This is a genomic window from Achromobacter sp. UBA5777, from assembly GCF_002418565.1.
In the GTDB taxonomy this organism is placed as follows: domain Bacteria; phylum Pseudomonadota; class Gammaproteobacteria; order Burkholderiales; family Burkholderiaceae_B; genus Achromobacter; species Achromobacter animicus.
The window spans coordinates 1-7,376 of sequence record NZ_DIEJ01000228.1 but is presented as its reverse complement, the minus strand read 5'-3'; the positions used below and the strand labels follow the sequence as shown (position 1 = coordinate 7,376).

Annotated in this window: 6 protein-coding genes and 1 pseudogene; 5 read left to right on the top strand and 2 right to left on the bottom strand. The window is 67.1% G+C overall.

Annotated features, from left to right (window positions below):
* Window positions 1-107: 107 nt before the first annotated feature.
* Window positions 108-830, bottom strand: a complete 723-nt coding sequence (locus B3446_RS18770) for an SDR family oxidoreductase (protein WP_191577338.1) — start codon at window positions 828-830, stop codon at window positions 108-110.
* On the bottom strand, window positions 827-1,819 hold the full coding sequence (locus B3446_RS18765; RefSeq protein ID WP_191577337.1) for a Bug family tripartite tricarboxylate transporter substrate binding protein: 993 nt from the start codon (window positions 1,817-1,819) through the stop codon (window positions 827-829). Before B3446_RS18765 ends, B3446_RS18770 begins: the two co-directional genes overlap by 4 nt.
* 103 nt (window positions 1,820-1,922) lie before the next feature.
* On the opposite strand from B3446_RS18765, the gene B3446_RS18760 reads away from it, so the two are divergent.
* From B3446_RS18760 to B3446_RS18740, 5 genes and pseudogenes are all read left to right on the top strand, one after another.
* Window positions 1,923-2,963: a cyclase family protein gene (locus tag B3446_RS18760; protein WP_291383983.1), complete on the top strand. Its 1,041-nt coding sequence runs from the start codon at window positions 1,923-1,925 to the stop codon at window positions 2,961-2,963.
* A gap of 3 nt (window positions 2,964-2,966) precedes the next feature.
* Window positions 2,967-4,571: an AMP-binding protein gene (locus B3446_RS18755; protein WP_291383981.1), complete on the top strand. Its 1,605-nt coding sequence runs from the start codon at window positions 2,967-2,969 to the stop codon at window positions 4,569-4,571.
* A 13-nt stretch (window positions 4,572-4,584) separates the two neighbouring features.
* Window positions 4,585-5,328, top strand: coding sequence for a GntR family transcriptional regulator (locus B3446_RS18750; protein ID WP_105238367.1), 744 nt, complete (start codon window positions 4,585-4,587; stop codon window positions 5,326-5,328).
* Window positions 5,329-5,500: 172 nt separating this feature from the next.
* Window positions 5,501-6,736 carry an ABC transporter substrate-binding protein gene (locus B3446_RS18745; protein WP_191577484.1) on the top strand — a complete coding sequence of 412 codons (1,236 nt, stop codon included), beginning with the start codon at window positions 5,501-5,503 and terminating at the stop codon, window positions 6,734-6,736.
* Between the two features lie 131 nt (window positions 6,737-6,867).
* A pseudogene (locus B3446_RS18740) lies at window positions 6,868-7,376 on the top strand (hypothetical protein); the annotation flags it as partial.

Genomic DNA, 7,376 nt, shown 5'->3' with positions numbered 1-7,376 from the left:
GTCCGGAGCGAAGGCTCCGGACCGCAATCGGAGCCCCGCCCGCCCCAGGCCCACGCCGCGCCGGGCGTCCCAAGAACGCCGACGATGGCCGGCAACGGCACTCCACCCTACCCCACCAATCCCACCGACATCCCCCCGCAAACATAAAGCACCTGCCCAGTCACAAACCCCGCGCGCCGGTCCAGAAACATCGCGACCGTATGCGCCACCTCATCCGGCCGCCCAACCCGCCCCACGGGAATCGCCGCCTCCAGCGCCAGCGTTTTCGGCGCACCAGGCGGATTCGACTGGTTGAACAGCTCGGTAGCAACCGGCCCCGGCGCCACGGTATTGACCGTGATGCCATCGCCCGCCAGCTCCAAAGCCCAGGTCCGCGTCATCCCCGCCAGCCCTGCCTTGGACGCCCCATACACCGACCGCCCGCCCTTGCCCAGCGCCGCCCGGCTGCCGATGTTCACCACGCGCCCGTACTTCGCCTGCCGCATCCCCGGCAACAGCGCCTGCATCAGCAGAATCGGCGCCGTCAGATTCAACGCCATCGTCCGCGCCAACTCCTCCTGCGTAATGTCCTCGATGTTGGCAACCTGAATCATCCCCGCGTTGTTGACCAGATGCAGCACAGGTTGCTGCGCCGCCAACTCACGGCCCGCAGCGATGGTCGCCTCCGCGTCGCACAGGTCCACTGACCGGAAGGTCTCGCCCGGCAACAGTGTCTCGGGCGACGTACGGCTGAAATTGACGACCTGAAAGCCGTCTTCGATCAGCCGCGCCACGATGGCGCGGCCGATTCCCCGGCTTGCGCCGGTTACGAGAGCGATGGGTGAATTCATTGCGCCTTGATTCCCTGATCCTTGATGAGTCCGCCCCACTTCTTGCGTTCGGCGGATTCGAACGCGGCCAGATCCTTGCCGAACAGCGTGCCCGGCTTCGCGCCCATGGTGGCAAAGTTGGCGGCGATGGCCGGCGTCGCCAAGCCGCTGCGGGCGGCGGCAATCAGTTGTTCAACCACCGGCGCGGGGGTATTGCGCGGCGCATACAACGCAAACCAAGCCGTCACGTCAAACCCAGGCAATCCGGACTCGGCAACCGTCGGCAAATCCGGCACCGACGGATCGCGCGTCGCAGAAGTCACGGCGACCCCGCGCACCAGATTGCCGTCCTTGATCTGCGCCAGCGCACCCGGCAGGTTGTCGAACAGCAGATCCACCTGCCCGCCCGCCACCGCCGGCAGCGACGCCGACGTGCCCTTGAACGGCACGTGCAGCATCGTCACCCCCGCCATGGCCTCGAAGTATGCCCCCGTCAGGTGCACCGACGAACCGATGCCCGGTGACGCATAGGTCAGCTTCTTGTCCGTCGACTGCTTGGCCGCCTTGATCACGTCCGCCACCGTCTTGTAGGGCGACTTCGCGCTGACCGCGATGACGTTCGGCGTCGTGGACACCAGCGCGATCGGCACCAGGTCCCGCTCGGGATCGAACGGCATGTTGCTGTAGAGAAACTGGTTGATCGTCTGCGTGCCGATCGTGCCCAGCCCCAGGGTGTAGCCGTCGGCCTTCGCCCGGGCGACGTAAGCCATGCCGATATTGCCGCCCGCTCCCGGCTTGTTCTCGACCAGCACCGTCTGCTTCAGGCCCGGCTGCAATGCGTTGGCGATGGCGCGGCCAAAGAGGTCCGCGCCGCCGCCCGGCGGATACGGCACGACGACGGTCACAGGGTGCTCGGGATAGCCCGCGGCGTGGACCGCAGGCAGCGCCAGAACGGCCAGCGCGGCAAGGGCGATGCGCCATCCGGCGCGCGGATGCTGCAATTGCGTCATGGTCTCGTCTCCTATCGAACCCGCTGATTGCGGATTTCTTTTTAAAGTACGTAAATACGTACTATATTCATAAGAACATGAAAAACCGACAGGAGACAAGCAGATGAAACGCTGGACGCAACGCCCCGAAGGTTCCACTTGGGGCGACTTCGGCCCGGACGACGAACTGGGTCGCCTGAACCTGCTGACTGAAGAAAAGGTGCTGCAGGCGGTGCGCGAAGTCCGTGCCGGCAAGGTCTTCTGCCTGTCGCTGCCGCTGGATCTGCCCGGCGGCAACGTGCTCAATCCGCGCCGCCACGCGCCCACCCTCAAGCCGACTTTCCGCGAAGCCACGCCCTATCTGAACTTTGCGATGTCGCAGGTACAGCCCGAAGCCATCGACGTGCTGTCGGACGATCAGGTCACGCTGTCGATGCAGTATTCGACGCAGTGGGATGGCCTGTGCCACGTGGGCGCCATGTTCGACATCCAGGGCGATGGCCAGGCGCGCCGCGTCTATTACAACGGTTACGCCGCCGGCGTGGATGTGTTTGGCGGCGCCGATCCCGACAACTCGGAAGCCGCCTGCTGCCCGCCGGGCGGCTCGTATGCGCGCAAGCTCAGCGTCAGCCGCTATGCCGAAAAAGGCATGCAGGGCCGCGGCGTGCTGGTGGACTTGGCGCGTGCCTTCGGCCCGGGCCGCACGATCGTCGGCCACGAGCAGCTTCAAGCCGCCATGCGCGAGCAGAACGCCCAGCCCGAACCCGGCGACATGCTGGTGCTGCGCACCGGTTTCGCGGAAGCCGTCGTGGCCATGAACGGCCAACCCGATCCGCACAAGCTGGAGCAGACGGGCGCGGTGCTGGACGGCGCCGACCCCGCACTGCTGGACTGGATCACGCATTCCGGCATCGCCGCGATCTGCGCCGACAACTACGCGGTCGAATCGTATCCGGCGCGCACATCCGGCCCCGGCCATTCCATCCTGCCGCTGCACCACCATTGCCTCTTCAAGCTGGGCGTGCCGCTGGCCGAGCTTTGGTATCTGAAGGACCTGGCCGACTGGCTCCATGCAAACGGCCGCAGCCGGTTTCTGCTGACCGCCCCGCCCTTGCGCATGCCCGGCGCGGTCGGCTCGCCTGTGACACCTATCGCCACGGTGTAAGCCATGCCCCTGCCGTACTCGACCTTCTCCGACCACCTGGACGCGCTGGCCGCCCGCCAACCCGATGCCGTTGCGCTGATCGACCGTGATCAGCCGCTCAGTTTCGCGGACCTGCGCTCGCGCAGCCTCGCGCTGGCGGCGGGCCTGTCCCGCATCGGCGTGCAGCCCGGGCACCGCGTCGCCGTCTGGCTGCCCAACTGCGCGGCCTGGGTCGAATCCTTTCTTGCGTGCGCCCAGCTGGGCGCGCTGGTGCTGGCCGTCAACACGCGCTTCCGCTCGGTCGAAGTAGCCGACATCCTGGGTCGCGGCCGCGCCGACTGGCTGGTGTATTGGCCCGACTTCAAAGGCATCGACTTTCAGGGCATCCTGGATGGCGTAGCGCCAGTGGATGTGGATCAGTTGCAAGGGGCGGTCGCGCTGGCCGGGCCCGACGAACTTCCTCCGGCATCGCTTCACGGCAAACCGGTGCATCGGTACGACGCGCTGCTGGCCTGCGCCGACCCTGCCCCCGTCGCGCAAGCCAATGCCGGCGTGCTGTGCTTTACCACGTCCGGCACCACGTCCAAACCAAAGTTCGTGCTGCACGATCAAAAAACTTTGCTGCGCCACGGCGCGATGGTCGCGCGGGCGTTCGGCTACGACGACCGGGCTTGCGTGCTGGCCAGCGCGCCGTTCTGCGGCGCATTCGGTTTTGCGACATTGGCCGGCGGCCTGGCGCGCGGCGTGCCCGTCGTCTGTGCCCCCGTGTTCGATGCCGCCCAATCGGCGCAGGCCATCGCCCGGCACGCCGTCACGCACACCTATGCCAACAACGAGGCGCTGGTCAGCATGATGCAGGCCGCCGCGCCCGGTGCGTTTGCGTCCGTGCAGCTATTCGGCTTCGCCAGCTTCACCCCTGCGCTGGACAACCTGCTGGACCTGGCCCGCGCGGCTGGCGTGCCGCTCACGGGCCTGTACGGTTCCAGCGAATTGATCGCGCTGGTGGCGGGCCAGCCTCGCGACCCCGCCGACGGCGACGTGTCGGCCCGCCACCAGCCCGGCGGCACGCTCATCTACCCCAACGCCCGTGTGCGCGCCCGCGATCCCGAGTCCGGCCAGGTGCTGCCGCACGGCCAGTCCGGCGAAATCGAAATCCTGTCGCCCAGCCTGATGCAGGGCTACCTGGACAACCCGGACGCCACCCGCGCCGCCGTGACGGATGACGGCTACTTCAAGACCGGCGACCTGGGCTACACGCTGACCGACCGCCAGTTCGTGTTCCAGACCCGGATGGGCGACTCGCTGCGGCTGTCCGGCTTCCTGGTCAATCCCGTCGAAATCGAACAGGTCGTCGAGACCCTGCCGGGCGTACGGGCCTGCCAGGTGGTGGGCGCGACGCGCAACGGCAAGATCGTTCCGTACGCTTTCGTGCTGCTGCAGGAAGGCGCGCAGGCCGACCCGGCCGGTTGGACCGCGGCGTGCAAGGCGGCCATGGCGGGCTTCAAGGCGCCGGCGGGCTTTACCGTGCTGGACGCATTCCCGTCAGTGGAGAGCGCCAACTCGGTCAAGATCCAGAAGCACCGGCTGCGCGAGATGGCGGACGCTATGCTCTCGGCTTCCGCTTCATAACCCTCCGCCCGCCATGCCCGCCCGCAAGCTTTTTTCGCGCAGTCCCCAGCCGCTTTACCTGCAGGCCGCCGCGCTGTTCCGCAGTCACATCCAGAACCGGACGTGGCGGCCCGGACAGCAGATCCCGCCGCTGGAGTCGCTGATGGAGACGTACGGCATCTCCCGCGCGACAATCCGCCAGGCGTTCGGCCTGCTGGAAGAGGACGGCCTGATCCGGCGCTCGCGCGGCTCCGGCACCTTCGTGAACGCGGAGCTGCCCGAAACGCCCACGCTGCTCATTCCCAAGACCTGGGCCGAAACCGTCGAGCTGAGCAACCAGCTCGGCACGGTGTCGCTGGTGGAGTCCAGCGCCGATTCGCCCCTGCCCGACACGCTGGGCATGCCGTGCGGCGCCGACCGCAGCGGCAGCTTCCAGTACCTGCGGCGCATCCACACGACGGACGCCGGCCCCTTCTGCTACAGCGAAGTTTTCCTGGACAGCGGCCTCTTCCGGAAGCACCGCGCCCGCATCCAGAAAAGCACCGTCGCCCCCGTGCTGGACCAGTTTTACGGCGCGCGCATCTCCGAAGCCCGCCAGGTCCTGAACGTGATCGAGGCAGGCCAGGAATCCGCCGAGTCGCTGCAGATTCCCGTGTCTTCCCCGGTGGCCGAACTGCGCCGCTATGCCTGCATTGACGGCCGCGTGGTGTATTTCGCGCGGCTGGAGTTTCCATTCCGCAAGGTGCGGATGGAGTTCGACCTGCTCACCAGCCGCTAAGCGCTTCACACAACCTGCCTCAGGAGAACCCCGCCCCCCATCAACGACCGCCGCCGTCCGAACGCACTGGGTGCAGCAGCAAACAAAACCTACATAAGCGCCCGCCATATCCGAAAAGAATCCGGCATACAGGGAGACAACCATGAGACATGCCGACAGGACCCGGATTTCAATGCAGTGCCGCAGCACGATCGCCCGATTGTTCGCCACGACCGCCTTTGCCACGGCGGCCCTAGCCACTGCGCACGCGCAGACGCCCGCCCCCGCCGTCTCCGACGACGTGGTGCGGCTGGGCCTGATCCTGGACATGAGCGGCGTCTATGCCGACGTGACCGGCAAGGGCAGCGCCACCGCCGCCGAGATGGCGATTGCCGACTTCGGCGGCACCGTGCTGGGCAAGAAGGTGGACCTGCTGGTGGTGGATCACCAGAACAAGGCCGACATCGCCGCCGCCAAAGCGCGCGAGTGGTACGACGTCCAGAAGGTCGACGCCATCATGGACGTCGCCGGCTCCGCGCCCGCACTGGCCGTGCTGGAAGTGGCGCGGGAAAAGAAGAAGATCGTGGTCTTCAGCGGGCCGGGCACCGAGCGCATCACCAATGACCTGTGCTCGCCCTATTCCGTCCACTACACGTACGACACCTGGTCGCTCGCCAACACCACCGCGCGCGCCACCGTGGAGCAAGGCGGCAAGAGCTGGTACTTCCTGACGGCGGATTACGCATTCGGCCACACGCTGCAGGCCTCGGCCACCGACGTCGTGAAGGCCAATGGCGGCACGGTGCTGGGCGCCTCGCGCCACCCGCTGGGCTCCAGCGACTTCGCCTCTTATCTGCTGCAGGCGCAGGCCAGCAAGGCGCAGATCGTCGGCTTGGCCAACGCGGGCGGCGACACCGTCAACGCCATCAAGGCGGCCAGCGAGTTCGGGCTGACCAAGGGCGGGCAGAAGATGGCGGGCCTGCTGCTCTACATCAACGATATCCACGCCATCGGCCTGGACGCGGCCGCCGGCCTGACGCTGACCGAAGCCTTCTACTGGGACATGAACGACCAGACGCGCGCGTGGTCGCAGCGCTACTACGACAAGCTCAAGAAGATGCCCAACATGAGCCAGGCGGGCACGTACTCGTCGGTCATGCACTATCTGAAAGCGGTGCAGGCGGCAGGCACCGACGAGCCCACGGCGGTGATGAAGCAGATGAAGGCCACGCCCATCAACGACTTCTTCGCCACCAACGGCCGCATCCGCGAAGATGGCCGCATGGTGCACGACATGTACCTGTTCGAGGTCAAGAAACCGTCGGAATCCAAGCGGCCGTGGGACTACTACAAGCTGGTGGCCACACTGCCGGGCGATCAGGCCTTCATGCCGCTGTCGCGGTCGACCTGCCCGCTGGTCAAGAAGTAGCGCAGTCGGCGTCGTCCTCGGCGGGTGACGCGGCGGAAGGCATCGGCGGCGGGAGACGCGCGCCGCGGGGACCCCCGCCGCCGGGTCGCCCGTCGCGTTATCCTTGCCGCTTTGCCTTTCGCCGCTCCGACATGCCGCAACGCGCAGCCCGCATCATCGAGGGAACCATCGACCAAATCCGGGTCGCAACGCCGGTGCGGCGAAACGATGTCTTCCTGCGGGTCGGTGCGGAGACGATCTGGGGTTCCGCGCTGGATCCCTCGCACATCGCCTTGCTGCGAGCCTTTCACGACAAAGGCACGGCCGTTCGCATTGGCGTGCTGGAGGCCGAGCATGGCCTGAACCACTTTTGCTGGGCCGTGCCCGCGCAGGGCAAACCCATTGCCCCGCTCACCTACCAGACCGCGCAACGGCGCAGCGGGCGCGAGGCCGCTATCTGCGGCGCCGTGGGTGTGGCCGGCCTGGGCGCAGCGTGGGCGTCTGGCATCACCACGTTGCCGCGCGTATTCCTGATGGTGTTCGCGCTGGTGATCGCGTTGATGGGGCTGATACTTGCCGCGAATGCCTTACGCGTACTCTGGCAGAACCGCCGCGAGCGGCCCCGCATCCTCGCCAGCGAGGCCCAGTTCGATCCCGCCCG

Bases quoted from the DNA above. Each gene is read 5' to 3' on its own strand.
- B3446_RS18770 (WP_191577338.1), bottom strand. From the start codon at position 830: ATGAATTCACCCATCGCTCTCGTAACCGGCGCAAGCCGGGGAATCGGC.
- B3446_RS18765 (WP_191577337.1), bottom strand. From the start codon at position 1,819: ATGACGCAATTGCAGCATCCGCGCGCCGGATGGCGCATCGCCCTTGCC.
- B3446_RS18760 (WP_291383983.1), top strand. From the start codon at position 1,923: ATGAAACGCTGGACGCAACGCCCCGAAGGTTCCACTTGGGGCGACTTC.
- B3446_RS18755 (WP_291383981.1), top strand. From the start codon at position 2,967: ATGCCCCTGCCGTACTCGACCTTCTCCGACCACCTGGACGCGCTGGCC.
- B3446_RS18750 (WP_105238367.1), top strand. From the start codon at position 4,585: ATGCCCGCCCGCAAGCTTTTTTCGCGCAGTCCCCAGCCGCTTTACCTG.
- B3446_RS18745 (WP_191577484.1), top strand. From the start codon at position 5,501: ATGCAGTGCCGCAGCACGATCGCCCGATTGTTCGCCACGACCGCCTTT.